Annotated in this window: 24 protein-coding genes; 13 read left to right on the forward strand and 11 right to left on the reverse strand. The window is 67.7% G+C overall.

The annotated features are described in order from the left end of the window. Positions 1 to 306 precede the first annotated feature (306 nt). Genes P2T65_RS18660 through P2T65_RS18675 form a run of 4 tightly spaced genes read left to right on the forward strand, consistent with a single transcriptional unit; the run spans position 307 to position 4,332 of the window. Entirely contained in the window at positions 307 to 1,293 is a 987-nt protein-coding gene (locus P2T65_RS18660; protein ID WP_055460298.1) for a zinc ABC transporter substrate-binding protein, read from the forward strand. Positions 1,294 to 1,307: 14 nt separating this feature from the next. Further along, on the forward strand, positions 1,308 to 2,132 hold the full coding sequence (locus P2T65_RS18665; RefSeq protein WP_063187360.1) for a metal ABC transporter ATP-binding protein: 825 nt from the start codon (positions 1,308 to 1,310) through the stop codon (positions 2,130 to 2,132). Further along, the gene (locus P2T65_RS18670) at positions 2,129 to 3,340 is read left to right on the forward strand and encodes a metal ABC transporter permease (RefSeq protein WP_055460300.1); all 1,212 of its coding nucleotides are present in this window, start codon (positions 2,129 to 2,131) and stop codon (positions 3,338 to 3,340) included. The genes P2T65_RS18665 and P2T65_RS18670 overlap by 4 nt, the downstream gene beginning before the upstream one ends. Continuing rightward, positions 3,340 to 4,332, forward strand: coding sequence for a metal ABC transporter permease (locus P2T65_RS18675; RefSeq protein ID WP_276200468.1), 993 nt, complete (start codon positions 3,340 to 3,342; stop codon positions 4,330 to 4,332). The genes P2T65_RS18670 and P2T65_RS18675 overlap by 1 nt, the downstream gene beginning before the upstream one ends. Here P2T65_RS18675 and P2T65_RS18680 read toward each other — a convergent pair. Next, the gene (locus P2T65_RS18680; RefSeq protein ID WP_055460302.1) at positions 4,293 to 4,601 is read right to left on the reverse strand and encodes a hypothetical protein; all 309 of its coding nucleotides are present in this window, start codon (positions 4,599 to 4,601) and stop codon (positions 4,293 to 4,295) included. The genes P2T65_RS18675 and P2T65_RS18680 overlap by 40 nt on opposite strands. Positions 4,602 to 4,720: 119 nt before the next feature. Here P2T65_RS18680 and P2T65_RS18685 point away from each other — a divergent pair, with 119 nt between their 5' ends. Beyond that, positions 4,721 to 4,873 carry a DUF3309 family protein gene (locus P2T65_RS18685; RefSeq protein WP_071923285.1) on the forward strand — a complete coding sequence of 51 codons (153 nt, stop codon included), beginning with the start codon at positions 4,721 to 4,723 and terminating at the stop codon, positions 4,871 to 4,873. A gap of 225 nt (positions 4,874 to 5,098) precedes the next feature. Here P2T65_RS18685 and P2T65_RS18690 read toward each other — a convergent pair whose 3' ends face one another. After that, positions 5,099 to 5,983 (reverse strand): RNA methyltransferase, encoded by an 885-nt coding sequence (locus P2T65_RS18690; protein WP_082464870.1) that lies wholly within the window; start codon positions 5,981 to 5,983, stop codon positions 5,099 to 5,101. Positions 5,984 to 6,096: 113 nt separating this feature from the next. Between P2T65_RS18690 and ilvD the strand changes: the two genes are divergently transcribed. Further along, positions 6,097 to 7,950, forward strand: a complete 1,854-nt coding sequence (ilvD, locus tag P2T65_RS18695) for a dihydroxy-acid dehydratase (protein WP_276200469.1) — start codon at positions 6,097 to 6,099, stop codon at positions 7,948 to 7,950. Between the two features lie 123 nt (positions 7,951 to 8,073). Here ilvD and P2T65_RS18700 read toward each other — a convergent pair whose 3' ends face one another. The 8 genes from P2T65_RS18700 to P2T65_RS18735 form a co-directional block, all read right to left on the reverse strand. Continuing rightward, on the reverse strand, positions 8,074 to 9,069 hold the full coding sequence (locus tag P2T65_RS18700) for a Gfo/Idh/MocA family oxidoreductase (protein ID WP_276200470.1): 996 nt from the start codon (positions 9,067 to 9,069) through the stop codon (positions 8,074 to 8,076). Between the two features lie 3 nt (positions 9,070 to 9,072). Then, positions 9,073 to 9,963, reverse strand: coding sequence for a sugar phosphate isomerase/epimerase family protein (locus tag P2T65_RS18705; RefSeq protein WP_082464871.1), 891 nt, complete (start codon positions 9,961 to 9,963; stop codon positions 9,073 to 9,075). Next, positions 9,960 to 10,796 (reverse strand): carbohydrate ABC transporter permease, encoded by an 837-nt coding sequence (locus P2T65_RS18710; protein ID WP_055460306.1) that lies wholly within the window; start codon positions 10,794 to 10,796, stop codon positions 9,960 to 9,962. Before P2T65_RS18710 ends, P2T65_RS18705 begins: the two co-directional genes overlap by 4 nt. Then, positions 10,793 to 11,695, reverse strand: a complete 903-nt coding sequence (locus P2T65_RS18715) for a sugar ABC transporter permease (protein WP_055460307.1) — start codon at positions 11,693 to 11,695, stop codon at positions 10,793 to 10,795. The genes P2T65_RS18710 and P2T65_RS18715 overlap by 4 nt, the downstream gene beginning before the upstream one ends. A 90-nt stretch (positions 11,696 to 11,785) precedes the next feature. Beyond that, positions 11,786 to 13,048, reverse strand: a complete 1,263-nt coding sequence (locus P2T65_RS18720; RefSeq protein WP_055460308.1) for a sugar ABC transporter substrate-binding protein — start codon at positions 13,046 to 13,048, stop codon at positions 11,786 to 11,788. A gap of 82 nt (positions 13,049 to 13,130) precedes the next feature. Beyond that, entirely contained in the window at positions 13,131 to 14,075 is a 945-nt protein-coding gene (locus P2T65_RS18725; protein WP_055460309.1) for an alpha/beta hydrolase, read from the reverse strand. Further along, positions 14,072 to 14,704: a GntR family transcriptional regulator gene (locus P2T65_RS18730; RefSeq protein WP_055460310.1), complete on the reverse strand. Its 633-nt coding sequence runs from the start codon at positions 14,702 to 14,704 to the stop codon at positions 14,072 to 14,074. Before P2T65_RS18730 ends, P2T65_RS18725 begins: the two co-directional genes overlap by 4 nt. A gap of 114 nt (positions 14,705 to 14,818) precedes the next feature. Then, positions 14,819 to 15,640 carry an IclR family transcriptional regulator gene (locus P2T65_RS18735; RefSeq protein ID WP_063187381.1) on the reverse strand — a complete coding sequence of 274 codons (822 nt, stop codon included), beginning with the start codon at positions 15,638 to 15,640 and terminating at the stop codon, positions 14,819 to 14,821. A gap of 184 nt (positions 15,641 to 15,824) precedes the next feature. On the opposite strand from P2T65_RS18735, the gene P2T65_RS18740 reads away from it, so the two are divergent. The 7 genes from P2T65_RS18740 (at position 15,825) to P2T65_RS18770 (ending at position 22,643) form a co-directional block, all read left to right on the forward strand. After that, positions 15,825 to 16,727, forward strand: a complete 903-nt coding sequence (locus P2T65_RS18740; RefSeq protein ID WP_055460312.1) for a dihydrodipicolinate synthase family protein — start codon at positions 15,825 to 15,827, stop codon at positions 16,725 to 16,727. A 53-nt stretch (positions 16,728 to 16,780) separates the two neighbouring features. Continuing rightward, on the forward strand, positions 16,781 to 17,773 hold the full coding sequence (locus tag P2T65_RS18745; protein ID WP_276200471.1) for a tripartite tricarboxylate transporter substrate binding protein: 993 nt from the start codon (positions 16,781 to 16,783) through the stop codon (positions 17,771 to 17,773). A gap of 16 nt (positions 17,774 to 17,789) precedes the next feature. Continuing rightward, positions 17,790 to 18,269, forward strand: coding sequence for a tripartite tricarboxylate transporter TctB family protein (locus P2T65_RS18750; protein ID WP_276200473.1), 480 nt, complete (start codon positions 17,790 to 17,792; stop codon positions 18,267 to 18,269). Positions 18,270 to 18,275: 6 nt separating this feature from the next. Continuing rightward, entirely contained in the window at positions 18,276 to 19,799 is a 1,524-nt protein-coding gene (locus tag P2T65_RS18755; protein ID WP_276200474.1) for a tripartite tricarboxylate transporter permease, read from the forward strand. Beyond that, positions 19,796 to 20,701 carry a PfkB family carbohydrate kinase gene (locus P2T65_RS18760; protein ID WP_063187387.1) on the forward strand — a complete coding sequence of 302 codons (906 nt, stop codon included), beginning with the start codon at positions 19,796 to 19,798 and terminating at the stop codon, positions 20,699 to 20,701. The genes P2T65_RS18755 and P2T65_RS18760 overlap by 4 nt, the downstream gene beginning before the upstream one ends. Next, a complete protein-coding gene (locus tag P2T65_RS18765) occupies positions 20,701 to 21,759 on the forward strand; it encodes a tagatose 1,6-diphosphate aldolase (protein ID WP_055460317.1) in 1,059 nt (352 codons plus the stop codon). Before P2T65_RS18760 ends, P2T65_RS18765 begins: the two co-directional genes overlap by 1 nt. A gap of 119 nt (positions 21,760 to 21,878) precedes the next feature. Continuing rightward, positions 21,879 to 22,643, forward strand: coding sequence for an SDR family oxidoreductase (locus P2T65_RS18770; RefSeq protein WP_055460318.1), 765 nt, complete (start codon positions 21,879 to 21,881; stop codon positions 22,641 to 22,643). Positions 22,644 to 22,756: 113 nt separating this feature from the next. On the opposite strand, the gene P2T65_RS18775 is transcribed toward P2T65_RS18770, so the two are convergent. Then, the gene (locus P2T65_RS18775) at positions 22,757 to 24,418 is read right to left on the reverse strand and encodes a Na/Pi cotransporter family protein (protein WP_055460319.1); all 1,662 of its coding nucleotides are present in this window, start codon (positions 24,416 to 24,418) and stop codon (positions 22,757 to 22,759) included. Positions 24,419 to 24,439 lie beyond the last annotated feature (21 nt).

The following is a 24,439-nucleotide window of genomic DNA, read 5'->3' on the forward strand; positions in this document are numbered from 1 at the left end:
TGGCGTTGCTCCCGCTCCGCTCCTGGTCCCTGCGACGGGTGCGGAAATCCGCCCGTCTCACAGGCCATAGGACGAGCCGGCGGCCGATTGTTTGATGCGGATCAAAGAACGCCGGATTCGGCTGTGCCGGGCGCCTGTCTTGGCCCGGTTCCCCCACGCGGCCAGAGGCCCGGCCCGCAACGCCGCTAGATACATGGTCGCGGGGCGGGGCACCGATTCGTAATGCAACTCGTTTGCACTTGCGCCGCGGCTGCGCGTCGCCTATATCTGCAATTGCAATTCATTCGCAATAAGGAGAGGCGTTTCATGCCCGATGCGACGCGACGCGGCCTCATGGCTATGGTGGCTGCTGCCCTGCTTGGTTTCATGGTCGCAGCCGGCCCGGCCGCGGCGCAAACGCCGCCGGCTCGCAAGCTCGTCATCGTTGCCACGACCGGCATGATCGCCGACGCCGTGCGCCAGGTGGCAGGGGACCGGGCCGAGATAAAGGCCCTGATGGGTCCGGGTGTCGATCCGCACACCTATCGCCAGACCCGTTCCGATATTGTCGCCATGACGCAGGCTGACGCCGTGATGTGGCACGGGCTCTACCTCGAGGCCCAGCTCGAGGCCTTTTTCGTCGACCTTGCGAAGCACAAAAGGGTTTTCGCTCTTGGCGAAACTCTGCCGAAGGCTGAATTGCTGGCGCACGAGGACTACGAGGGCCGCTACGATCCGCACGTCTGGATGGCGCCGCGCATCTGGAAGGGGGTCGTTCTTGCCGCGCGCGATGCGCTGATTGCGCTCGACCCGGCCGGCGAGGCGACCTTTCGCCGCAATGCCGATGTACATCTAGGCGAGATCGATGCGCTCGCCGCCTATGGCGAGAAGGCCATGGCCAGCGTACCGGCGGAGGCTCGCGTCCTCGTGACCGCGCACGATGCCTTCCGCTACTTCGGCCGCGCCTATGGCTTTGAGGTGCTCGGCATCCAGGGCATCTCGACCGAGAGCGAGGCGGGGCTCAAGCACATCGAGGATCTTGTCGGCACGTTGGTCGAGCGCAGGATCGGCGCCATCTTCGTCGAGACCTCGGTGCCGGACCGCAACGTCAGGGCCCTCATCGAAGGGGCGGCGGCGCGCGGCCACAAGGTGGTCATCGGCGGCGAGCTCTATTCCGATGCCATGGGTCGGCCGGGCACCTACGAAGGCACCTACGTCGGTATGATCGACCACAATCTCACGACGATCGCCCGGGCGCTCGGCGGCGACGCGCCGGCCAGGGGCTTTCAGGGCAAGCTCGACCCGGTCGATTGAAGAGGCATGACGCCATGAGTACCCCGACCCTGATCGCCGACAACGGCCGCACGCTCGGCGAGAGCCATCCCGACAGTCCGCTCGCCATCAACGGGCTGACGGTCAGCTACGGCGAGAAGCCCGTGCTGTTCTCGATTGACTTCGTCGTACCGAAGGGGGCGATGGTTGCCATCGTCGGCCCCAACGGCGCCGGCAAGTCGACGCTCATCAAGGCGGCGCTCGGCATCGTGCCGCGCATCGCCGGCGAGGTCACGGTTTTCGGCGCTCCTTATGAAAAGGCGCGCCACCGCATCGCCTACGTGCCGCAGCGTGCCAGCGTCGACTGGGACTTCCCGGCGACCGTGCGCGACGTCGTGCTGATGGGGCTCTACCGCGAGATCGGTTTCCTGCGCTTCGCCGGCCGCCGCCATCGCGAAAGGGCCCTCGCCTGCCTCGAGCGCGTCGGCATGGCGGCCTTCGCCGACCGGCAGATCGGACAGCTCTCCGGCGGCCAGCAGCAGCGCGTCTTCCTCGCCCGCGCGCTCGCCCAGGAGGCGGACCTCTATGTGATGGACGAGCCCTTTGCCGGCGTCGATGCGGCCACCGAGCGCGCCATCATCGCCGTGCTCAAGGAGCTCAACGGCGCCGGCAAGACCATCGTCTGTGTGCACCACGACCTCGCTACCGTGCCCGACTATTTCGACCATGTCCTGCTCGTCAATGTGCGTAAGATTGCTGATGGGCCGGTCGCCACCACCTTCACCTCGCACAACCTGCAGGCGACCTACGGCGGTCGTCTCGCGGCCGCCCATGTGGAGGAGGTCGCGGTCGGGCGGGAAGCGGCGGGGGAGGGGCGATGATGGCCTTCCTCACGGCGCTCGCCCTCGGCGCGGGCTACAACACCGCCCTCGTCACCATCGGTGCTGCCATCCTCGGCGGCAGCGCCGGGGCCATCGGCACCTTCGTGCTCCTGCGCAAGCGCTCGCTCGTCAGCGATGCCGTCAGCCACGGCACGCTGCCGGGCCTCGCGCTCGCCTTCATCCTGATGGCGCTCCTGACCGGCGACGGACGCAACATCGTCGCGCTCATGGTGGGCGCAGCGTTCAGCGCCGCCCTCGGCCTCTTCTGCGTCGAGTGGATCACCCGCCGCACGCGTCTCACCGAGGATGCGGCCATCGGTGCGGTCCTGTCCGTCTTCTTCGGCTTCGGCATCGTGCTGCTCACCGTCATCCAGTCGCTGCAGACCGGCGGGCAGGCCGGCATCGCCGGCTATCTCTTGGGTTCGACCGCCGGCATGCTGCGCTCGGAGGCGGAGACCATCGCCGTCGCCGCGCTTGCCACGGGGGCTGCCATCTTCGTCCTGCGTCGGCCCTTCACGCTGGTGTGCTTCGACGAGGGCTATGCCGCGACGCGCGGCATCGACGTGCGCCTCACCGACCTTGCCATGATGGGCGTGCTGCTCGCCGTCACGGTCATCGGCCTCAAGGTGGCCGGCCTCGTGCTCATCGTCGCGCTCACCATCATCCCGCCGGTGACGGCGCGGTTCTGGACCGACCGGCCGGAACGCATGGTGCTCATCGCCGCCGCCTTCGGCGCCGCCGCAGGCTATGTCGGCGCCGCCATCTCCGCCTCGGACCGGGGCCTGCCGACCGGGGCGGTCATCGTGCTCACCGCCGCCGCTTTCTTCGCCGTCTCGCTCGTCCTGTCGCCCGTCCGCGGGCTGATGTCCGGCCTTGCCACGCGCCTGCGTTTCCAGCGGCGCGTGCACGAGCGTCAGGGCCTGCTCGCGCTCGCCCGTGGCGAGGCCATCTACGATCCCCTGACCATCAAGGTTCTGCGCCGGGCCGGACATATCCGCGCCGATGGCGTCGCGACGCTCGAAGGCCGCGCCGCCGCTGCGGCCGCCGTGCGCGAGGAGGCCTTGTGGGGTCTCTACCGCCGGCTTCATCCCGATGAGGCGGGGGCCCTTGATCACCAGGGGCTTGCGCCCATCGCGACGGCCTTGCCGCCGGACGTTGTGGCCGATCTTGCCGCGCGCCTCGAGCCGGCCGATACCGGAGTACGCTGATGGGTACCGATTTCGTTGTCCTCAGCCTGGTGCCGCTCGCAATCGGCATCCTCGTCTGCGTTTCCTGTGCGCTGCTCGGCAATTTCCTCGTGTTGCGTCGCCAGAGCCTCATCGGCGATGCGGTGAGCCACGTAGTGCTGCCGGGGATCGTCGGCGCCTTCATCGTCACCGGCACCGTCGCGGCCGGCGCCATGCTGCTGGGCGCCGGCATCGCCGCCGTCCTCGCGGTCCTCCTCATCGAGATCGTGTGCCGGGTCGGTCGTGTCGAGCCCGGCGCGGCCATGGGCGTCGTCTTCACCACGTTCTTCGCGGCGGGCGTGCTGCTGCTCGAGCAATCGGACACGAGCTCCGTGCATCTCGACGTGGAGCACGCGCTCTACGGTAATCTCGAGAGCCTCATCTGGCTCGCGGGCAGCGCAGGCTGGGCGGCGCTCCTCGATCCTGCCGCGCTCGCGGCCCTGCCGCCGCAACTGCCGCGCCTGGCACTCGTCACGTTCGCCGTCGTCTTGTTCCTGCTCGTTTTCTGGAAAGAACTCGTCGTCGGCACCTTCGATGCGACATTCGCGGAAAGCGTCGGCGCACGGCCCGGGCCCGTGAGCTTCGCCCTCATCGTCATGGTGGCTGTGGCGGCGGTGGCGGCCTTCGATGCCGTAGGCTCGATCATCGTCATCGCCATGTTCATCTGCCCGCCGGCCAGCGCGCGGCTAATGACCGACCGGCTCGTGCCGCAGCTGGCCTGGAGCGTCGTATTCGCCGTGGTCTCGGCCATCGCCGGCTATGTTCTGGCCGGCTACGGCCCGCTCTGGCTGGGTGCCGCCTACAGTGTCAGTGCCGCAGGGATGATCGCGACTGTCGCAGGGCTGATCCTCGCGCTCGCCTGCCTGGCCGGGCCGCGGCGCTTCGGCACGCGCACGGCCGCCCGTCGGCGGCGACCGCCCCCAGGGCGGGCATCTCACCACCAGTCGTCGATCTCGAATTCCTTGCAGGTATAGCCAATGAAGCAGCTTGGCGTGTCCGCGGCGCGCACCCAGGCGGGGCGGGTGACCTGTGTCGGGAAGCAGAAGCTGCCGTTGGCGACATAGCGGTCGTAGGTCGTCCGGCTGGTCGAGACGACGACGGCGCCGCGCGAGGCGACGATGCCGGCAAGGGCGCGGCACGTGAGCGCGGGCGCATAGGGGCGCGACTGTGCGAAGGCCTGGGTGGCCGGAGCAGCGACGGACGCGGCCATCAACAGGGCAAGGGTGAGGGTGCTGGCTTTCATCGTCTCGCCTCCACATGGGCGCCGGGCGCAGGACGAACAACAAATTATAGCTCGCCTGAAACAGAATGGCCCCTTCGCGCGTTTCCATGGCACTCGCTTAAGTCAAGGGGTGGAACGCCATGTCCACGATACTCATCGTCATACTGATATTGTTGCTCATCGGCGCTCTGCCGAGCTGGCCCTACAGTGCAGGCTGGGGCTATTACCCGAGCGGCCTCCTGGGCCTCATCCTCATCGTCATCCTCATTCTCGCACTGATGGGGCGCTTGTAGCGCCCGACAGGATCAGGCGTTTTCGGGTCGGCCGCCGGCGCACGTTCTCCGCGCCGGCGGCGGCGTGACATTCAGGGTCACAGGGAGAGAGAACATGGAGTTGACGATCCAGCTTCTTGGTGTGCTCGGTTCCATGATCGTCTTCGTGACGATCTGCGCTCTCGAAGGGGCAAGCTGAACGAGCCCGCTCCCGATCGATTTTACGGCACTGCCGAGGGCAGGGGGTCAATCGCCCGCGCGGCGAATGCGTGTTGCCGCCTGTGAGAGATGGTAAAGCGCGATTCCGCTCGTCGTCGCCACGTTGAGGGAATCGAAGCCCTGTGCCATGGGGATGGTCACCGTGCGGGCGCGCGCCATGACGCCGGCCGGCAGGCCCGGACCTTCCGTGCCGAGCAGGATGGCGGCCCGGGCCGGACGCGCGAGCTGCGCAAGTGGCGTTGCGCCCGACGGGCTCAGCGCGAAGGGAACGAAGCCGTGCCGCTCCAAGAGGGCCACGACGTCCTCGCTCGCGCCGATGCGAGCCGAGGGCACGATAAGGCTCGCGCCGACGGAGACGCGGATCGCCTTGCGGTAGAGCGGATCGCAGCTCGCCCCGTCGAGCAGCACGCCCGCAGCGCCGAAGGCGGCTGCATTGCGGAAGATGCCGCCGACATTGTCATGGTTGGCGATGCCAAGCCCGACGACGACGAGCGCCTCCTCAGGCAGTTGGTCGAGGAGCTCGGCCGCTCCCGGCATCGGCGCCCGCTCGCCGAGCGCCAGGATGCCGCGATGAATATGGAAGCCGACGATGGCATCCATCACCGCCGATGAGGCGCGGTAGACGGGCACCGCCGCCGGCACCAGCGCCAACAGGTGGCCGAGATTGTCGAAGCGCTTGGCTGTCACCAGCAACGAGCACGTCCGGTGGACGGCGCGCGTCAAGAGCACGCGCAGCACCACCTCGCCCTCGGCGACGAAGTGGCCCTGCCGGCCGACGAGATCGCGCTCGCGCACGTCGCGATAGGCGGCGATGCGGGCGTCACCCGGATCATCGATGTCGATGATTTCAGCCAAGGGCGGCTCCCGCACGGCCTTGTGCGCCGCAGTCGCCAGCCATGCGCTCGCACGCATGGCTTTTCCTGCCGTTCGCTGGCATTGTCCCTTGCCTCATTGGAACAGCCATAAGAAAAAGCTCGCTCACGCTCAAGGACGGCGCCGCAGGGCGCCAGGATATGGAAGACCCTATGCCCAGCTATCGCTCGCGAACCTCCACCCACGGCCGCAACATGGCCGGTGCCCGCGGCCTCTGGCGCGCCACCGGCATGAAGGATGGCGACTTCGGCAAGCCGATCATCGCCGTCGTCAATTCCTTCACCCAGTTCGTGCCTGGCCATGTGCACCTGAAGGACCTCGGCCAGCTCGTGGCGCGCGAGATCGAGGCGGCGGGCGGCGTCGCCAAGGAATTCAACACCATCGCGGTCGACGACGGCATCGCCATGGGCCACGACGGCATGCTCTACAGCCTGCCCTCGCGCGAGATCATCGCCGACAGCGTCGAATACATGGTCAATGCGCATTGCGCCGACGCCATGGTCTGCATCTCCAACTGCGACAAGATCACGCCCGGTATGCTGATGGCGGCCATGCGCCTCAACATCCCGGCCGTCTTTGTCTCCGGCGGACCGATGGAGGCTGGCAAGGTCGTCCTGAACGGCAAGGAAAAGGCGCTCGATCTCGTCGACGCCATGGTCGCGGCCGCCGACGACACCGTCTCGGACGAAGATGTGAAGGTCATCGAGCGTTCCGCCTGCCCGACCTGCGGCTCGTGCTCGGGCATGTTCACGGCCAATTCGATGAACTGCCTCACCGAAGCGTTGGGCCTCGCTTTGCCCGGCAATGGCTCCACTCTCGCCACCCACGCCGACCGCAAGCGCCTCTTCGTCGAGGCCGGCCACCTCATCGTCGATCTCGCCCGCCGTTATTACGAGCAGGACGACGCCTCGGTGCTGCCGCGTGCCATCGCGAGCTTCAAGGCCTTCGAGAATGCGATGACGCTCGACATCGCCATGGGCGGCTCAACAAACACGGTTCTCCATCTCCTCGCCGCGGCGAATGAGGGCGAGGTGCCGTTCACGATGAGCGACATCGACCGCCTGTCGCGCCGCGTGCCCGTCCTGTGCAAGGTGGCGCCGGCGGTCGGCCACGTGCACATGGAGGATGTGCACCGCGCCGGTGGCATCATGGCGATCCTGGGCGAGCTCGATCGCGTCGGCCTCATCGATACCAGCTTGCCGACCGTGCACAGCACGACGATGGCTGTGGCGCTGGAGCGCTGGGACATCGCACGCACCGACAGCGAGAGCGTGCGCACGTTCTACAGGGCCGCGCCCGGCGGCGTGCCGACGCAGGTCGCTTTCAGCCAGGACCGGCGCTGGGACGACCTCGACCTCGACCGTGAAAAGGGTGTCATCCGCGCCGCGGAGCATGCCTATTCGAAGGACGGCGGCCTCGCCGTGCTCTACGGCAACCTCGCCGAGGACGGCTGCATCGTGAAGACGGCCGGCGTCGATGAATCGATCCTGAAATTCTCCGGCCCCGCCCGCATCTTCGAGAGCCAGGATGCGGCGGTCGAGGGCATCCTCGGCAACAAGGTCAAGGCCGGCGAGATCGTCCTCATCCGTTACGAGGGGCCGCGCGGCGGCCCGGGTATGCAGGAAATGCTCTATCCGACGAGCTACCTGAAGTCGAAAGGGCTCGGCAAGCTCTGCGCTCTCGTCACCGACGGGCGCTTCTCCGGCGGCTCCTCGGGCCTGTCCATCGGCCACGTCTCGCCGGAAGCGGCCGAGGGCGGCACCATCGGCCTCGTCGAGGAGGGGGACATCATCGAGATCGACATCCCGAACCGGCGCATCCATCTCGCCGTGGGGGAGGAGGAGATCGCCCGCCGCCGCGCCGCCATGGAGGCGAAGGGCGACGCCGCTTGGCAGCCGGCCGCCCCGCGCAAGCGCGCCGTCTCGGCCGCCCTGAAGGCCTACGCGGCCCTGACGACCAGCGCCGCCCGCGGCGCCGTGCGCGACGTGAGCGGCCTCAAGCGCTGAAAACGTTTCGGCGGGTCGCAGGGCTGGAGCGCCGCTGCCCCCTCCCCATTACATGAGGGAGGGGGCGCCAAGACGCCGCCCGCCATGGCATCGCCAGCGCCGGGCGCTCGGGCCGTTGCGTCGCTACGCCTGCGTGACGATGGCCTCCAGAAGCCGCATCGCCCGCGCCCCGGCGGCGGCGTCGGGCACGTCGCGCTGCTCACCTCGTACCACCGCGAGGAAGTCACCGATCAGGGCGTAGTAGCCCTTGTGGTCCTCGTTGGCGGCGACCGTCAGGTTCGGCTCCCAGACGAGCGTATCCTCGCCGTCGATGAGGCTCGCGTCCGTGCGGCTCACCTTGAAGGGCGGGGCGCGGTAGTAGCGGACCTCGTGCACGTTGCGCACCTCCACGCGCTGGTGGTCGGCCATCACCTGCCACCATTCCATCGGCGTGCCGCGCGACTGGTGCGTGCCCATGACGAGCGTGCCGAGGCCGCCGCTCGCGAAGCGGAAATCGACGTGCAGCAGCAGCTTTCCGGGGGCGAGTTCGTGCCGGCGCGCGCCGACTTGGGCGACCTCGCCCATCAGCCACGGAACGAGGTCGAGATAGTGCACGCAATGATGCAGGTAGAAGCCGGTGTAGTCCGGGTCCTTTTCAAAGTATGTCGGCGCCGTCATGTACTCGCCGAGGAAACTTGCCGGCGTGCCGAATTCCGGCTTGGCGACGACATTGGCGGCGATCCGGTTTGCCGTTGAATAGCGTTTCATGAAGCCGAGCACGACGGGTACGCCCGCGGCCTGCGAAGCCTTGGCAAGTTCCTCGGCCTCGCGCGCCGTCGCTGCCGGCGGCTTCTCGACGAAGACGGGCAGCTTGCGTGCCATCGCCGCCATGCCGACAGCGAAATGTACGGCAGGGCCTGCAGCAATGCCGATGGCATCGATGTCCTGGCGCGCCAGCAGCGCCTGCCAATCGCGCATCGTGTTCTGCACCGGGATGCCGTAGCGTCTCGCGGTCTGGGCGAGCCGCGCTTCGTCGGTGTCGCAGAGCGCGGCGATGGTGACATCGTGGCGGATGAGCTGCGGCAGCAGCATCTCGTTGGCATGCGTGCCGCAGCCGATCCAGCCGATGCGAATGGTCATGGCTCATGCCCTCCCGGCGAAGGCGAGCGCGGCCTTGAGATAGGCCACACTGTGGGCGAGTTCTCCGTCTTCGTTGCGCTGCGGTGCACGCCATTGGGCGAGCGGCACCCCCGGCCGCTCGTCGTCGCGGCGGAAGGGCTCGAGGGTGATCGGCCCAGCGTAGCCGACGTCGACGAGGGCACGCGCCACCGCCGGCCAGTCGATATGGCCGGAACCGACGAAGCCGCGGTTGTTCTCGTTGGCCTGGAAATGTACGAGCCGCTTGCCCGCCAGTCGGATGGCGTCGGGGATGGAGGGATCCTCCATGTTCATGTGGAAGGTGTCGAGCATCACGCCGAGCGCCGGCGAGGAGACCGCCTCCGCGATGGCGAGGCCGTGGCGCGTGGTGTTGGCGATGTCGGTCTCGAAGCGGTTGAGCGGCTCGAGCCCGAAGGTCACGCCGGCATTCTCGGCGCGCAGGCTCGCCTCCCTCAGGCCGCTGACGACGCGATCGATGCGCCGCTTGCGCTCCTCCTCAGCGACCGGTGCCGGCGGGCGCCCGGCGAAGACCATCGGCGCCCCGTAAAGCGGCCCGCCGACGATGGTTGCGCCGAGCGCCGTCGCGGTCTCGACGCAGGTGCCGAGATAACGGATGCCCGCCTGTCGGGCGCCCTCGTCAGCACTCGAAATGTCGCGGGCAAGGCTGACGCGGGCGGCCAGCACCACGCCGAGGCCGCTGTCGGCGAGCGCGGTCCTGGTCTCGGCGAGATTGAGCTCGCCGGGCTCGGGCACCAGCAGTTCGACGAAGTCGCAGCCGGCCTTCTTCGCTCGGGTGAAGGTTGCGAAATGTTCGCGGCCGAACGGCCGGGCATAGAACATCGAGATGACGCCGATCGGGTTCATTTGCTTGGTCATGACTTCACCGCACCGGCCGTGAGACCGCCCACGAGCCGCCGTTGCACGAGGAGGAAGAGGATGGTGACGGGGATGGCGACGAGCGTTCCGCCCGCCGTGAGCAGGCCCCATTGCACCGTGAACTCGCCGATGAAGAGCTGCAGGGCAACCGTGACGGTGCGCACGTTCTGGCCCGACAGCATCATGGCGAAGAGGTATTCGTTCCAGGAAGTGACGAAGATGTAGATGCCCGTCGTCACGATGCCGGGCATGACGATCGGCAGGATGACGAGGCGGATGGTTTGCAGACGGCTGGCCCCGTCCATGATCGCTGCCTCGTCGAGTTCGGGCGGGATCGCATTCATGTAGCTCGTCATCATCCAGATCGAGAATGGGATCGCGAAGGTGGAATGCCCGGCGATGACGCCGAGGAAGGTGTCGAGCAGCCCGAGGGCGCGCATCAGCACGAAGAGCGGGATGATGATGAGCACGATCGGGAACATGTTCACGACGAGGAACTGCACCATCAGGAAGCGCCGCCCGCGGAAGCGGAAGCGCGAGAAGGCATAGGCCGCCGGCACGCTGACGAGGAGCCCGACCGTGACCGCGCCGACGGCGACGATGAAGCTGTTGAGGAGGTTGCCGGCGAAGGTCGTGCGGGCGAGGAGGTCCCGATAATGCTGCAGCGTGCCCTCGCTCGGCCAGTACGCAACCGGCCATTGGGCGATCTCCTCGTTGGGCTTGAAGGAGGTGATCACCATCCAGGCATAGGGCGCGAGCGCGAAGAGCACGATGGCGAGGACCGGGATCTCCACCTGGACGACGCGGGCGAGACGGGAGCGGCGTTCGATCATCGGCTGAGCTCCCGCGCCACGCGGCGCACATAGATGAAGACGACGACGAGCAGAAGCGCTGTGAGCACCAGCGCGAGCGCCGCGCCATAGCCGAATTCCATGCCGCTGTAGGCTTTGAGGAAGGCGTAGAGCGGCAAGGTGTGGGTGGCGTAGCCCGGCCCGCCGCCGGTCATGACGAGGATCACGTCGAGCGAGTTCGCCACCCAGATGGTGCGCAGCAGCAGCGCGGTCGCGATCACCTCGGAGATCGACGGCAGCGTGACGTAGACGAGCTTCTGGAAGCGGCTCGCCCCGTCGATCTCGGCCGCCTCGTAGAGCTCGGCGGGGATCGTCTGCAGGCCGGCGAGCACGACGACCGCGAAGAAGGGAAATCCCTGCCAGATGAGGGCGAGGATGACGGCGTAGAAGGCCGTATCGGGATGGGCGAGCCAGGCGACCGGTTCGGAGATGAGGCCGAGCCGCAGGAGCCCGTCGTTGATGACGCCGACATTGAAGTCGTACATCCAGGTCCACATCAGGCCGATGATGACGCTCGGCAGGGCCCAGGGCACGATGATCAGCGAGCGGGCGATGCCCCGCCACCAGAAGCTCTCGTTGAGGAGGAGCGCGGCGCCGAGCCCCAGCAGGAACTGGAAGCCGACGACGAGCGCGATCCATAGGAAGGAGTGGCCGAGCGAGATCCAGAAGACCTCGTCGTTCCACATGCGTTGGAAATTGCCGAAGCCGATGAAGGGCACGTCCTTGGGGCGGAAGAGCACGAAATCGTGCAGGCTCATCCACGCCGTCTGCAGGACGGGAACGAGGATGACCGCCGCCGTGACCACGAGGGCGGGCAGCAGAAAGGCATAAGGCGTCATAAGCGCGCGCGAGCGCGCTCCCGCCGTCACGAGGCTCGTCACGGGCCGAAACTCCGGAAAAGGTGGGTGGAGGCGGTATTGCGCCGCGCTCCACCCGGGTCGGCAGGGGCCAGGGGGGACCCCCGCCACCCATCAACCGTGGAAGTGCTTCTCGATGGCCTGCATCATGTCGTCGGGGCTGATCTGTCCGAGCAGCGCGCGCTGCATGTTGGTCGGCCAAACGGTGCGCACGAAATCCGCTGTCTTGGGGCTATCTGGCAGCACACCGGCCATGGCGAGCGACTGCTCGCTGGCCTCGACGAAGCGCTTGGGATGCAGCTTCCAGTTCGCCATGCCCGAGGTGGTCACGGTGAGCTGGCCGGTGAAGCCGTTGAAGGTGACGTTGTTCTCGGCGGTGGACAGGAAGGTGATCCACTTGAAGGCGGCCTCCTTGTTGGCGCTTGCCGCGAAGACCGCGTTCGATTCGTCGCCAAAGGAGGTCCAGCCGTTGCCGTCGGGCGCGCGCGGCACCGGCACAGCGGAGACCTTGTCGCCGAGCGCCTCAACCATCTCGTTGGACGAGCCGACGTGGTGGATGGTCATGGCCGTGCGGCCCGCCTTGAAGCCGTCGATGATCTGGCGGAAGCCGTCGGTCGGTGCTGACGGCGGGAAGACCTTCTCCTTGGTACCGAGATCGACGAACCAGCGGTTGGCGGCGAGCGCCTTGTCGCTGACCATGCCGCCCTTGCGGAAATTGGCGCCGCCGCCGAGGACGAATGGCCCCCAATGGTCGTGGCCACCCGCTCCGCCGCGCATGCCGAACCCGAAGACGCCATCCCTGGTCAGTGCCTTCGCCGCCTTGAGGAAGTCGTCGAAGGTGTGCGGGGCAGCGACGCCGGCCTTTTCGAACAGATCCGGTCGGTAGTAGAGATAGAGCACTACGTATTGTAGCGGCAGGTAATATTGCTTGCCATCGCTGGCCCTGTTGAGCTGCCAGATGTCCTCGGTGATGTCGGTACGCGCGTTCCAGCCCTTGAGCATGTCGTCGAGCGGCTCGAGCGCTCCCATCTCCACGAGGCGGGCCTGGTTGTTGAGCTTCACCATGGCGCAGTCGGGCGCATTGCCCGCGACGAGCGCGGCGAAAAGGCGCGTGTAGTAGTCGTTGCCGCCGCCCCACGGAATGCTTTCGGCGACGACCTTGATGCCGGGATTTTCCTTCTCGAACTTCGCGACGAGCTCGGCTGGCGAGTGCTGCGGATTGTCGAAATGGTACCACCAGCGCACCGTCACGCCCTGCGCGACGGCCGGGGCGGGAAAGCTGCCCGCGAAGGGCGCGGCAAGCGCGCCCGCGCCGGCGAGTTGCAGGAATCTGCGCCTCCCGATGCCCTTTTTGCGGGTCATGTTGTCCTTGGTCATGTCCTCTCCTCCGGTTCTTTGCGTGTTGTTTCTGGGGTACCGCCCTGGTCACCTTTCGCTGCAAGGGGGAAATTGCCGTCTCCTATCGGCCGAGAACCTCCCTGATATGCGCCGCGCCGGCCGCGATGGCCGCCCTTGCCGCCGGCAGCTCGCGCGTCATGCGCAGAAAGCCGTGGACGACGCCGGGCGTCACGTCGAGGCGGAAGGCAATGCCGGTGTGGGCGAGTTTGTCGGCCAGCAGCAGCGTGTCGTCGAGCAACGGATCGAGCCCCGCGGCATTGAGATAGAGCGGCGGCAGGCCGTCGAGTTCGGCGCGCAGCGGGACGGCGAGCTCGGTGGTGTCCGCCGGCAGGGTGCCGAGGAAGTTGCCCCAGTACCACTGCATGATCGCGGTTCCGAGAAAGAGGCTGCCGTCGCCAAGGCGCTCGTGGCTTGCCGTGTCGAAGATCGGCGCGTAGCAGCCGTAGAACAGGGCGGCCGTTGCGGGCAGCGCCTGTCCCTTGTCGCGCCGGGCGAGAAGCGCGGCGAGCGCGAGGTTCGCCCCGGCCGAATCGCCGGCGAGCGCGATGCGCGCCATGTCGACGGGCTGGCCGAGGCCGCCATCGGCCGCGAAGGCGAGGGTGGCGAGGACATCGTTGAGCGGTGCCGGGAAGGGATGTTCCGGAGCGAGGCGATAATCCATGCTGAGGACGGCGCAGCCCGAGGCCTTGGCCAGGTTGCGCACGGTGCCGTCGTGCGTGTCGATGGAGCCGAAGGTCCAGCCTCCGCCGTGCACGAAGACGACGAGGCCGTTCGTCAGCGCGTCCGCCTGCGGTTCGTAGAGACGGGCCCGCATGCCGCCGGCAGCCGTGGGGACGGTGAGCTCACGCACCGCCGCCAGCTCCGGCGCGCCGGCGTTCCAGGGCTTCGCCAGCTCTTCGAAGGTCTGTCGGGCCTCACCCATCGCCATGGTGCGGTAGTCGACGGCGGGCGCAGCGCGCATGCGCTCGTAGATGGGCCGGAAATCTGGATCGAGGGGCAGGGTCATGCTGACTGACGCTCCGAGGAAACGTCGACGATGGTGTCGATGTGGTGGCCGAGCGCCTCGGCAAGGCCGGCGCCGTCGCGCGCGGCGAGGCGCTCGTAGATGGGTTGGTGCCGGCGCGCCGTCTCGAGCAGCGGCCGGCGATGGCGCGGCTCCCACAACTTCTGCCGGTGCGAATGCAGGATGCAGCGCACGAGGATCTGCTCCAGCGCCTGCAGGCCCGCGAGGCGGAAGATGGCGAGGTGGAAATCGGTGTCGAGCTCGATGAGCCGGTACTGGTTGCCCGCGCTCGCCACTCGCTCCATCTCGTCCTGGAGGGCCTGCAAATCATGCAGCGCGCCATCCGTTACCGCCGCCGCAGCCCGCACGGCTCCACGCATCTCGATGCGGCGCCGGAGCGCGATGATCTCGTCGGCCTCTTCCGGGTCGAGAGGCGTGACGGTGGTGCCGCGATGGCCGCTGCGGATGACGAGCCCGTCCTCCTGCAGGCGTAGCAGCGCCTCCCGCACCGTGCCCTGGCTGCAGCCAAGCTCGCGCGCGAGGCCGAGTTCCGTCAGGGCGATGCCAGGCTGCAGGTCGTTGAGGATGATGCGGCGTTTGACCGCCGAATAGGCTGCCTCGCGCGGGCGCAAGTCCTAATCCTCCCTGCTTTCTTATTATCGATATTGATATTGATAATTCAAACGGCTTAACCTGACAAGACGGCGCCCGCCAGGGCGGCCGCAATGATCGAGGTGACGATGGCCTCAGGACGCGGCGGCGCGTGGGGGGGACCGGCTTTCCGCCTGCTTCGCGGGCGCTGTCCAGCCGAGTGCCCGCGAGATCGTGTCGGCCGTCTCGATGACGAGTTCGCCGAGCACGGGGATACGCGCCGGCGAGATGCGCTCGGCCGGGCCGGAGACGCTGATCGATGCGAAGACGCTGCCCGAGGCGTTACGGATCGGGGCGGCGACGCAGTTGAGGTTGCGCTGGTGCTCGGACCAGTCGATGGAGTGGCCGCGCTTGCGCGTCGCCGCCATCTCCTCGCGCAGCCGCTGCGGGTCGACGATGGTGTTTTCCGTAAAGGCCTTGAGCCCGGCGGCGATGACGCGCTCCAGCGTCGCCTCGTCCTGGAAGGCGAGGATGGCCTTGCCGACACCCGTACAATAGACCGGTGCGCCCTCAATGGTCATGACGAGCGAGCTTGGGCCGCTGTCCATCTCCTTGCGGTCGACGAAGACGGCGTGCAGGCCGTCGAAGATGCAGAGGTGGACCACCTCGCCGCTCAGCTTGGCGAGGCGGTCGACATGCGGCTGCGCCTCGCGGTGCAGGTCGAGGTTGGCGAGATAGAGGCTGCCGAGTTCGAACAGCTTGAGCCCGAGGCGGTAGCGCTCCCGGTCTCGGTCCTGCTCGATGAAGCCGATCTCCTTCATCGTCGCGAGCAGCCGGTGGGCGGTGGCCTTGGGATAGCCCGTCCGCGCCTGGATCATGCCGAGCGTCAATGTCCGGTCGTGCTTGGTGAAGCACTGCAGGATGCTCGCCATCTTGCCAAGCGAGTTGACCAGATCCTTGCGCTGGGTCCGCGTCACGCTTTGCCTCGTTCATTCCGTCATGCGGAACATATCGAGGAAGTTCTTCGAGCGTCAAGCGCTTTTGAGCCGTGCGTCCAGATGGGCGAGCGCGGAGTCCGATTCCGTGTTGACGATCGACTTGGAGGCTCGATAAAGTCTGATATACGGAATAAAAATCCGATATTCGGACCAGGGAGCTGAAATGCACAGGAAACTCGCAGGTGTCATTCCGCCAATGACGACGCCGTTTCGGACCGATGGGACGATGGCGCTGGAGGCCGTTGCCGGGCAGGTGGACTTTCTTGTCGCGGCCGGAGCGCACGGCCTGGCAGCCGGCGGCTCGACCGGCGAGGGCCATACGCTCGACCCGGAGGAGTTCCGCGATCTCATCAGCGCGGCGGTCGCCGCCACCGCCGGGCGGGTGCCGGTGATCGCCGGCATCATCGTCGACAGCACGCGCGACGCGATCCGCCGCGGCAAGCTGGTGCGCGACATGGGCGTCGCCGCCCTGCAGGTCACGCCGGTGCACTATCTCTTCAAGCCGGACGACGAGGCGATGGTGCGCCACTTCCGGGCGCTCGCCGACGAGACCGGCCTGCCGATCATCATCTACAACGTGGTGCCCTGGACCTATCTGTCGCCGAAGCTGCTCGCCCGCATCATGCGCGAGGTGCCGATGGTGGTCGGCGTCAAGCAGAGCGCCGGCGATCTCAAGCTCTTCGCCGACCTGATGGCCGAGAACCTTGCCGACAAGCTGATCTTCAGCGCCGTCGATGCGCTGATGTATCCCTCCTACACGCTCGGCGCCCACGGCTCGATCGCCGCGATCCTCGCCGCGGCGCCCAAGGCGTCGGTCGATCTGTGGGACGCGGTGAAGGCCGGCGATCACCCGCGCGCGCTCGATCTCCACGTCAAGCTGCTGGCGCTGTGGAACGCCATGGTCTCGGACAACCTGCCGGCCTGCACGAAATATGCCCAGAGCCTGCAGGGCGTGAACGCGATGGAACCGCGCGCGCCGATGCCGCCGGCCTCGCCCGCCCAGCGCGAGGCGATCCGCGCGGCGCTGGCGGGCCTCGGCGTTGCCGTCAAGGCAAAGGCGGCCTGAAGGCCGCCTCCTGTTCAAAAAAGCAAAAGCATATCGGGTTGGAGGAAACGTCCATGTTCTCGCGCAAATCGTTCTCGCGCATATCCCTGACGCGCCGGGTCGCCATGGCCGCGGCGGTCTCGCTCGCCGTCGCCGGGCCGGCGCTCGCCGCCTGGCCGGAGCGGCCCGTCACCATGATCGTGCCGTGGAGCGCCGGCGGCGGCACCGACGCGACGGCGCGCATCGTCGCGAGCCTGCTCGAGAAGGAACTCGGCAAGCCCGTGTCGGTCGTCAACCGCACCGGCGGCGGCGGCATCGTCGGCCACACCGAGATCGCCAATGCCAAGGCGGACGGCTACACCATCGGCGTCGTGACGACCGAGTTGTCGATGTATCATTGGCTCGGCACCTCGGCGCTGAGCTACGACAGCTACAGCCTCATCGCCCTTTACAATACCGATCCGCAGGGCGTGCACGTGCGCAAGGACGGGCCGGCTACGATCAAGGACCTTGTCGGGGCGATCAAGGCGGCCCCAGGCAAGCACAAGGCGTCGGGCGCCAACCAGGGCGGGGCGGCGCATCTGTCCTTCGTCGGCCTGCTCAACGCCATCGGTCTCAAGGCCCAGGACGCGCCGTGGGTGCCGACGGACGGCTCGGCGCCCTCGCTGCAACTCCTCACCTCGAAAGCCATCGATATCGTCACGACGACGATGCCCGAGGCGCAGACCATGGTCGATGCCGGCGAGGTGAAGACGCTCGCCCTGATGCGTCCCGAGCGCGATCCCGCCTTCCCCGACGTGCCGACCGTCAAGGAAACGCTCGGCGTCGACTGGAGCCTCGGCGCCTGGCGCGGCGTCGCCGGCCCCAAGGGCATGCCGGAGGAGGTCGTCGAGACGCTCTCGAAGGCCATGGCCAAGGTCGTGAAGGACCCAGAGTTCGTTAAGTTCATGGATGCCCGCAAGTTCGGCATCGAATATGCTGGCGGACCGGATTTCGCGAATTACCTCAAGCGGATGGATGAACGCTTCGGCGAGGCCATGAAGGCCGCCGGCCTCGCCAGGCAATAGGGCCGGGACTCCTTCCATGCGCAAGGTGGATGTCGCCGCGGGCTTGCTCTTCGCGGCCTTCGGAGCGGGCGTCGTCGTTGAGGCGGCGTCCATTCCTCCGATGATCGGGCAGGCCTACGGGCCTGGCTTCTTCCCCTCGCTCGTCGGCGGCGGGCTCGTCGTCGCCGGGCTCATCATCGCCCTGCGCGGCCTCTTCACCGCGCCGGAAGCGGTGGCGGAGGGGGCGGGGCGGCCCGCACCGACTGCGACGCGGCCCTACTGGGGAGCGCTCGCCTGGCTGGTCGCTGGGCTTGTCGTCATCATCCGGGCTTTCGAAGCCATCGGCTTCGTGCCGCTCCTTGGCATCTATCTCGCCGGCTTCATGCTGCTGCTCGGTGTGCGGCCAGTGCAGGCGGTCGTTCTCGGGTTTCTCCTGACCCTCGGCGTCTATTTCCTGTTCGTCCGCCTGCTGCTGGTGCCGCTGCCGGCCGGGCTGCTGCAACCCCTTCTCGGGTAAGCGCTCATGCATTCGGTCATTCAGGCGCTTGGGCTGGTGCTCGATCCGCAGGTGCTTCTCACGGTGGTGCTCGCCTCGCTGTTCGGCCTGTTCGTCGGCGCCGTCCCCGGCCTGACGGCGACCATGGCGACGGCGCTGCTCGTGCCGATCACGTTCTTCATGGATCCCCTATCGGCCGTTGCCGCCATTGTGGCCTGCACGGCGATGGCTATCACCGCCGGTGACATTCCGGGCTGTCTGCTGCGCATTCCCGGCACGCCAGCCTCGGCCGCCTACACGGACGAGACTTTCGCCATGACGAAACGCGGCCTCGGCGCGCAGGCGCTCGGCGCGAGCCTCGTTTCCTCGGTCATCGGTGGCATCGTCGGCACCGTCGTCCTCATCCTCGCCGCGCCGGCGCTGGCGCGCATCGCCCTGCAGTTCTCGAGCTTCGAATATTTCTGGCTCGCGCTCATCGGCCTGTCCTGCGCCGCCTTCGTGAGCTCGGACGACGCCTTGCGCGGCTTCGTCTCCCTGCTCATCGGCCTCTTCATCGCCAGCGTCGGCATGGACGGCGTCAGTGGCACGCCGCGCTTCACGCTCGGCGTCACGGAGCTTCTGGGCGGCATCAGCTTCATTCCAGCCATGATCGGCATGTTCGCCGTCTCCGAGATCCTGAACAGCCTCGTCCGCGGCACGGCGCGTGAGCGCTTTGCCGCGACGCAGAAGGTTACCGGCATCTTCCGCGGCATCCTCGGCCTCATCCGTCACTACTGGCGCAACGTGGCGCGCGGCTCGGTCACGGGCACGCTGATCGGGGTCCTGCCGGGCGCCGGCGGCGACATCGCCGCCTGGATCTCCTACGCCACCGCCAAGCGCTTTTCGAAGACGCCCGAGAAGTTCGGCACCGGCCATCCCGAAGGCGTCATCGAGGCAGGTGCGGCCAACAACGGCGGTCTCTCAGGCGCGTGGGTGCCGGCGCTCGTCTTCGGCATCCCGGGCGATGCGGTGACGGCGATCGCCCTCGGCGTCCTCTTCATGAAGGGGCTCAACCCCGGCCCGCGGCTGTTCGAGGCCCAGGCGGAGATGCTCTATGCCGTCTTCATCATCTTCCTCATCGCCAACCTGCTGCTCCTGCCCTTTGGCTGGGCGGCGATCCGGCTCGCGAGCCGCATCCTGACCGTGCCGCGCCCGCAGCTGATGGCGATCATCCTGCTCTTCTGCGTCGTCGGCTCCTTCGCCATCAACAACACCGTCTTCGACATCGGCCTGATGCTCGGCTTCGGCATCCTCGCCTTCCTGCTCAACCTCGCCGGCTTCCCCGTGGCGCCCATCATCCTCGGCATCGTGCTCGGGCCGCTGCTCGAGCAGAACTTCCTGACCTCGATGGTGATTGCGGGCGGCGACATCACCGGCTTCTTCGAGCGCCCGGTCGCCGCCGCGCTCGGCGTGGCCGCCATCCTCATCTGGGCGGTGCCGCTCGGCCTCACCGGCCTGCGCCTCCTGCGCGGCGGCACGCGCGCCGCAAAGCCCGCGGAGAACAACTCATGACGAAACGCGTGATCGCGGTGGGCATCGCGGTGATGGACAAGATCTTCTCCGTGTCCGCCATTCCGGACGAGCCCATCAAGGTCTTCGCCACCGGCTACAGCGAGATCGGCGGCGGACCGGCCGCCACCGGCGCGGTGACGGTGGCGCGCCTCGGCGGCGAGGCCGTGCTGTGGGCGCGCGTCGGCGATGATCCCGTGGGCCGGCGCATCATCGAGGAACTGGGCGAATGGGGCGTCAGGCCCGCAATCCGCCTCCTCCCCGGCGCCCGCTCCGGCGTCTCGGGCGTGCTCGTCGACAAAGAGGGCGAGCGCCTGATCATCGCCTTCGCCGACCCCGGGCTCGATGCCGATCCTGCATGGCTACCTCTTGCGGAGGTCGCGGCGGCGGATGCCGTCCTCGCCGACATGCGCTGGCCGCGCGCGAGCGAGGTCGTGCTTGATGCTGCTCGGGCGGCCGGCGTGCCGGCCGTGCTCGATGCGGACTTGGCGTCCGACGACGTCGCCCACCGGCTCGTCGCGCGCTCGGACTATGCCGTCTTCTCCCGCCCGGCGCTCACACGCTTCGCCGGGACGGACGATGTCGCCGAGGGGCTCCGGGCGGCGGCGCAGGTCTGCCCCGGCCGTGTCGGCGTCACTCTTGGCGGCGAGGGCTTCGCCTGGCTGGAGGGGGAGAGCCTGGCCCGCGAGCCGGGCTTCACCGTCGAGACGGTCGACACCCTCGGCGCGGGCGACGTCTTCCACGGCGCCTTCGCCCTCGCCATCGCGGAGGGGCGCGACATGCGCGCCGCGGCGCGCTTCGCCAATGCCGCCTCCGCTCTCAAATGCACCCGGCGTGGTGGCCGTGCCGGCATTCCGGATCGGGCCGAAGTTGAGGCCCTCATGTCTTTGTCCGAGGAGGTATGATGACTGTTTCCGCAGGCAAGTTGCGCGGGTTGAAGAGGCTCGCCGACGACAGCGGGCGCTTCAAGATGGTCGCCGTCGACCAGCGCCCGCCCATCCTGAAGGTGCTCGGTGAGAAGCTGGCGCCGCGCCAGCCGGGCTACGACGAGGTCAGCGCCGTCAAGGCGCTGCTCGCCCGCGTGCTGACGCCGCTGGGCTCGGCCGTGCTGATCGATCCCGACTACGGCTACAGCCGCGCCGTCGACCACATCCCTGCCCGGCGCGGCCTGCTGATCACGCTCGAGGATTTCCGCTTCGAGGAAGACGAGCGCGGCCGCCGAACGCGGCTCTATCCCGGCTGGGACGTCGGCAAGATCAAGCGCATGGGTGCAGACGGCGTCAAGCTGCTGCTCTGGTATCGCCCCGACGCGGCGCGCGAGGTCGTCGCCCACCAGCAGGCGCTGGTGCGGCAGGTGGGCGAGGCCTGCGCGCGCTACGACATCGCCTTCCTGCTGGAACTCCTCGTCTATCCCTTTAAGGGCGCCAGCAATCACACGACGGATTACATCGAGGATCGTGAGAAGCGCCCCGATCTCGTGCTGCAGAGCCTCACGGACTTTGCGGACCCGGCCTATGGCGTCGACATCTACAAGCTCGAAAGCCCGGTGCCGGCCGGCGCTCTGCCGGATCCCGCAGGCAGCGATGCCGCGGTGGCTGAGACGGAGCAGCTCTTTGCGCGCATGGCCGGGCTCATCGACAAGCCGTGGGTGATGCTGAGCGCCGGCGCCGGGATGGAGGAGTTTCGCCGCGTCCTCAGCTATGCCTACCGGGCCGGCGCCAATGGCTATCTTGCCGGCCGCGCTATCTGGTGGCCGGCCTTCCGCCATTACCCCGACCTTCAGGCAATGGAACGAGAGTTGGCGTCGGACGGCATCGGCTATATGAAGGATATAAATCGATTAACAGACGATTCCGCCCGGCCGTGGCAAACGGCCGCTGCGTTTGGAGGCGCGCCGGGGCTGGCCGACGCGGGACATGATTTCCCCGGGCGCTACGCGGGCTTCGGTTCGCAGGCTGCCTGAGGTGCGGGGCCGGAGGCGCGCCGCCTGCGTGGCGGTTCGCGCCGAACCGATGGAAAACGATCGCCGGAGAGCTGTGGGTGAGCCGCGCCGGCGGTCCAGGCTAGGGAGATGAGACCGATATGTTGAATGATCTCAAGGGCAAGCGCGTCCTCATCACGGGCGCGAGCACCGGCATCGGCGCGGCGACGGCCGTGGCGTTCGGCCGGCTCGGCAGCCATGTCGTCGTTCACTACAATTCGAGCGAGGACGACGCCAAGGCCGTCGTCGAGGCCATCCGCAAGGCGGGCGGCAAGGCCGATATGCTCAAGGGCGACGTGAGCACCTCGGCTGAGGCGATCCGCGTCGTCGACGAGGCGGCCGGTGTCCTCGGCGGGCTCGACGTGCTCATCAACAATGCCGGGGCCCTCGTGCAGCGCATGTCCCTGACCGAGATCACGGACGATTTCTACGACCGGGTGCTCGACCTCAACGTGCGCTCGGTGGTGATGGCCTCGAAGGCGGCCGTGCCGCACCTCAAGAAGGCGGGTGGCGGCACCGTCATCAACACCAGCTCCATCGCCGCGCGCAACGGCGGCGGGCCGGGCGCGGCACTCTACGCAAGTTCCAAGGCCTTCGTGTCGAACCTGACGCGCAACATGGCCAAGGAATATGCCAGCGACAACATCCGCGTGAACGCGGTCGCCCCAGGCGTCATCATGACCCCGTTCCACCAGCGCTTCTCGACGGCCGAGATGCTTGAGGCCATGCGCAAGACCATCGTCATGGGGCGTATCGGCGAGCCGCAGGACTGCGTCGGCGCCTATGTCTTCCTCGCCTCGCCCGCCATGAGCGGCTACATCACCGGCCAGGTCATCGAGGTCAACGGCGGCCAGCTGATGCCCTGATGTGCCAGGGGAACAGGGCAGGCTTTCCCGGCGAGCATAAGGTAGCCACGAAGCGGTCCGATCCTGCAGGATCGGGCCGCTTTTCTTCGGGCAGGGGACGGTCGCTCAAAAGCTCACGCGACAACCGCCTTGCCGTCGCCGCGCAGGCGGCTTTCACGCAGCGCACCGGCCTCGTCGAGGATGGGGTAGGCGACCGACGTGATATGGGCGTTGATCTGCTTGAGGTCGCGCAGGACGTCGAGGTGCAGGGTGCTCGACTGGATGCTCTCGATGCGTCCTTCGCGCAGGCGCTCCAGGTGCCGCTCGGCCGACAGGCGTTCCATGTGGCGCACGTCCACCTTCACCTCCACCAGCTTGCGGGCGAGGTCGATGTCGCGGCTGATGAAGATGCTCTGCGCGATGCGCAGGTTCTCCAGCGTGCGCGCGTGCAGTTCCTCGATCTCTCCCATGCCCTCGCGCGAGAAGCGCAGGCCGTACTTGATCTTCTTGGCGATCATGTCGAGCAGGCTCTTGTCGATGATGTCGCCGATGTGCTCGAGGTTGATGGCGTAGGAGATGATCTCGGTCGCCTTGCGTGCATCCTCGTCGTCGAGGCCCTCGTGCCCGAGGCGCGAGAGATAGAGCTTGACGGCCTGCTGCAGCGCATCGACCTCGTCGTCCATCTTGGCGATTTCGTTCTTGAGCTTGGCATCGTTGTTGCGCAGCGCCTCAAGACTCTTGACCAGCATCACCTCCACCACGTCGCCGATGCGCAGCGTCTCGCGGGCAGCGCAGCTCAGCGCCACGACCGGCGTATCGAGGGAGGAATCGTCGAGATAGCGCGGCCCCAGCCGGTCGATCGGCTGGGGTGGCATCAGCCGCTCTGCGAGGCGCGCGATGAGACCGACGAGCGGCAGGAAGAGGAGAGCGAGCAGAATGTTGAAGGCAAGATGCACGTCGACGGAGAAATTGCCGGTCAGCGCCGCGGCCCGGGCGAGATAGCCGTCGATGGGGCCGATGAGCGGCAGGGCGAGCAGGCAGCCGGCGCCGCGCACCGCGAGATTGCCGAGGGTGACGCGCCGCGCGAGCGGGCCATAGCCCGCCGTGGCCAGCGCCGGCGGCACCGCCCCGCCGAGATTGGCGCCGAGGACGAGCGCGACGACGAGCCCCGCATCCATGTTGCTCGAGGCGGCCAGCGAGGCGACGAGCAGCACGATGGCGAGGCTCGACGAGGCGACGAAGGCGAGCACCGCCGCCACGAGAAGGCCGATGACGGGCGCGGCGCCAAGAGCGGCGAGCAGGCTCTGCAGTGCGGACGAGGCGCGCATCGGCTCCGTCGCCGCGCCGATGAGCTGCAGCGACAGGAGCATGAGCCCGAGGCCTATGATGGCGCGGCCGATGGCCTTGGGGCGCGAACTGTCGCTCGCCATGAAGGTGGCGACGCCGCACAGGATCAGCACTGGCGAGAGCCAGTGCAGATCGAGCGCGAGAAGCCGCGTCACCAGCGCCGTGCCGACATTGGCGCCGAGCATGATCGCCTGCGCCATCGCCGTTGTCATCAGCTCCCGGCTGGCGAAGGAGGCGGTGATGAGGGCGGTGGCCGTGCTGCTCTGCACGGCGATGGTTGCGGCGAGGCCGGCGAAGAAGGCCTTGAAACGATTGGTGGTGCCGAGCGCGATCCAGTGCCGGAGGCTCGAGCCGAAGGCGCGGGTGACGCCGGTCTTGACCATGCGCAGGCCCCAGAGCAGCAAAGCCCCCGCGCCGAGAAGGTCGATCAGCACCAGATTTGCCGACATTCAACGCTCCCTTGTCGCCAA

Source organism: Chelatococcus sp. XZ-Ab1, assembly GCF_029309855.1.
GTDB lineage: Bacteria > Pseudomonadota > Alphaproteobacteria > Rhizobiales > Beijerinckiaceae > Chelatococcus_A > Chelatococcus_A sambhunathii.

Bases quoted from the DNA above. Each gene is read 5' to 3' on its own strand.
- P2T65_RS18755 (WP_276200474.1), top strand. From the start codon at position 18,276: ATGCATTCGGTCATTCAGGCGCTTGGGCTGGTGCTCGATCCGCAGGTG.
- P2T65_RS18660 (WP_055460298.1), top strand. From the start codon at position 307: ATGCCCGATGCGACGCGACGCGGCCTCATGGCTATGGTGGCTGCTGCC.
- P2T65_RS18685 (WP_071923285.1), top strand. From the start codon at position 4,721: ATGTCCACGATACTCATCGTCATACTGATATTGTTGCTCATCGGCGCT.
- P2T65_RS18720 (WP_055460308.1), bottom strand. From the start codon at position 13,048: ATGACCAAGGACAACATGACCCGCAAAAAGGGCATCGGGAGGCGCAGA.
- P2T65_RS18665 (WP_063187360.1), top strand. From the start codon at position 1,308: ATGAGTACCCCGACCCTGATCGCCGACAACGGCCGCACGCTCGGCGAG.
- P2T65_RS18725 (WP_055460309.1), bottom strand. From the start codon at position 14,075: ATGACCCTGCCCCTCGATCCAGATTTCCGGCCCATCTACGAGCGCATG.
- P2T65_RS18700 (WP_276200470.1), bottom strand. From the start codon at position 9,069: ATGACCATTCGCATCGGCTGGATCGGCTGCGGCACGCATGCCAACGAG.
- P2T65_RS18765 (WP_055460317.1), top strand. From the start codon at position 20,701: ATGACTGTTTCCGCAGGCAAGTTGCGCGGGTTGAAGAGGCTCGCCGAC.
- P2T65_RS18705 (WP_082464871.1), bottom strand. From the start codon at position 9,963: ATGACCAAGCAAATGAACCCGATCGGCGTCATCTCGATGTTCTATGCC.
- P2T65_RS18675 (WP_276200468.1), top strand. From the start codon at position 3,340: ATGGGTACCGATTTCGTTGTCCTCAGCCTGGTGCCGCTCGCAATCGGC.
- P2T65_RS18670 (WP_055460300.1), top strand. From the start codon at position 2,129: ATGATGGCCTTCCTCACGGCGCTCGCCCTCGGCGCGGGCTACAACACC.
- P2T65_RS18745 (WP_276200471.1), top strand. From the start codon at position 16,781: ATGTTCTCGCGCAAATCGTTCTCGCGCATATCCCTGACGCGCCGGGTC.
- P2T65_RS18710 (WP_055460306.1), bottom strand. From the start codon at position 10,796: ATGATCGAACGCCGCTCCCGTCTCGCCCGCGTCGTCCAGGTGGAGATC.
- ilvD (WP_276200469.1), top strand. From the start codon at position 6,097: ATGCCCAGCTATCGCTCGCGAACCTCCACCCACGGCCGCAACATGGCC.
- P2T65_RS18775 (WP_055460319.1), bottom strand. From the start codon at position 24,418: ATGTCGGCAAATCTGGTGCTGATCGACCTTCTCGGCGCGGGGGCTTTG.
- P2T65_RS18770 (WP_055460318.1), top strand. From the start codon at position 21,879: ATGTTGAATGATCTCAAGGGCAAGCGCGTCCTCATCACGGGCGCGAGC.
- P2T65_RS18680 (WP_055460302.1), bottom strand. From the start codon at position 4,601: ATGAAAGCCAGCACCCTCACCCTTGCCCTGTTGATGGCCGCGTCCGTC.
- P2T65_RS18760 (WP_063187387.1), top strand. From the start codon at position 19,796: ATGACGAAACGCGTGATCGCGGTGGGCATCGCGGTGATGGACAAGATC.
- P2T65_RS18740 (WP_055460312.1), top strand. From the start codon at position 15,825: ATGCACAGGAAACTCGCAGGTGTCATTCCGCCAATGACGACGCCGTTT.
- P2T65_RS18750 (WP_276200473.1), top strand. From the start codon at position 17,790: ATGCGCAAGGTGGATGTCGCCGCGGGCTTGCTCTTCGCGGCCTTCGGA.
- P2T65_RS18690 (WP_082464870.1), bottom strand. From the start codon at position 5,983: ATGCGTGCGAGCGCATGGCTGGCGACTGCGGCGCACAAGGCCGTGCGG.